The sequence below is a fragment of the Sporomusa sp. genome (genome assembly GCF_057736855.1).
On sequence record NZ_JBYKYF010000451.1, the window covers coordinates 1 to 1,774 of the forward strand.

1 protein-coding gene and 1 pseudogene are annotated in these 1,774 nt (G+C 46.8%); one reads left to right on the forward strand and one right to left on the reverse strand.

The features are described from left to right. A pseudogene (locus AC29Z1_RS17515) lies at positions 1–811 on the forward strand (amino acid permease); the annotation flags it as partial. A gap of 186 nt (positions 812–997) precedes the next feature. Here AC29Z1_RS17515 and AC29Z1_RS17520 read toward each other — a convergent pair. After that, positions 998–1,774: efflux RND transporter periplasmic adaptor subunit (locus AC29Z1_RS17520; RefSeq protein WP_488272726.1), on the reverse strand; the 777-nt coding region annotated here is incomplete at its 5' end.

Sequence of the window (1,774 nt, forward strand, 5' to 3'; positions counted from 1 at the left end):
TGCAACAGAAACCGCCAACCCAGAACAAGTTGTGCCTCAAGCCATCTCCTATACTGTTTTTGGGTTAGTAGGTTTATACCTAGCTGCGGTAATCGCCTTGTTACTGCTGGTACCTACTGCTGCCCTTACCAGTGATCAAAGTCCGCTGGTGACAGCCCTGATGGCCTGGAATGTTACATGGGCGGGAGAGGCTATGAATATTGTGTTGATAACGGCTATTCTATCCACGATGTTAGCCGCAATGTTCGGCTTAGGGCGCATGTTACGTTCACTGGCTGCTGAAGGGCATGCGCCCAATTGGTTGAAAGACGAGAGCGATATTCCCTATAAAGGGATTGGTTTTTCCGGCATGGCCATGCTTGTCGGGCTAGGGATGGGAATTTTTTTGCCAGAACAGGTGTATCTTTTTTTGGTTAGTTCGGGCGGGTTTTCCTTGTTGTTTTCTTATTTGGCCATTCTCTTAAGTCATCACAAACTCAGAAAAGCCCTTGGGTGTCCTCCGCAGGGGAAATGTCAGTTGCGGTGGTTTCCGGCAGCTTCATGGCTGGCTATGGCAGGTATGGTATTGATTATTTCCAGTATGCCGTTAATTCCGGGACAAGGGGCCGGGCTATTTGCCGGGGTAGGATTGGTAGCTTTATTTTCTATATTGTTTTTTGTTACAGAAAGATATTTTGGCAGGGAAGTGCACGCTTCTGAGGAAAAACCAAGTTACCGGAGCAGTAAAGGGATACAGATGATAGATATGCAGTTAGAAACTGCCGAAGAGTTTACTCCTGAAAAAACTTCTGATCCTGGTAAAAAAAGATGATATGGTTAGTAAGGATGTCAAATAGTATAGTGGGCAGAGATGATAGTAGAAGCAGAAGATCTACCTTTGCAGAAGTAGCTCAATAAAGACCATAAGGACCAGTTGCCGTAAACTAAGCCCCCGAACGGACAGGATAAACAGTCCGTAGCGGGGGCTTTGTTATCACAAAGGGCGGCAGCCTTGTATTTACTGTATTATTGTGATGGGGTCACCATGTCTTAGCGTATCGAGGTTACTTGTTATGACCAGGCTGTCTGGGGGGATGTCAGAAGTAATTTCGGTATAATCGCCAATGGTTTCCCCGGTACTAATGGGTTGAAGGACAGCTTTATTATTGACTGCCAAATAAATATATGTTTGTCCCTGCTTGTCTTGCAGTATTGCACTTGTGGGAACTGCCGGGACTATGGCCATTTCGCCGGTAGCTATATGAACCGTTGCGGACATTCCGGGTTTTAGTAACCCGCCAGGATTATTGGCAAGTTTGATATGGGCAAGAAACACAGGATTCTGGTTGGCTTCCACTTGCGGGTAAATACTTGCAACCTGACCGCCGATATGTTGCTGCGATACTTCTAATCTCACCAGTGTACCTAACTGAACCAGATACAGATCCTGTTGATCAAGCTGAACAACAGCCGCTACTTCTTGGCCGCTTCCTAAGGAAAGCAGCCGTTGTCCGGCCTGCACCTCCTTGTTCGGCGTAATGGATAGACCGGATACTATGCCGTCGATGGGGGCGGTAATGATGGTAGGGGTATTGGAGCTGATACTAGCAGACTGCTTGCCGGAATCAGTCAGGCGTTCTTTGGCTGCTTGCAGTTTTGCCGCAATATTTTCCATTTGCCGCCGGGGAATGGCTCCGATTTCGTATAATTTCTGGTAGCGGTTATATTCGTTTAGCGCATTATCATAATCGGCTTGTGCCTGTTGGGATGCTACTTCGTTAGTTTGTATAGTTGT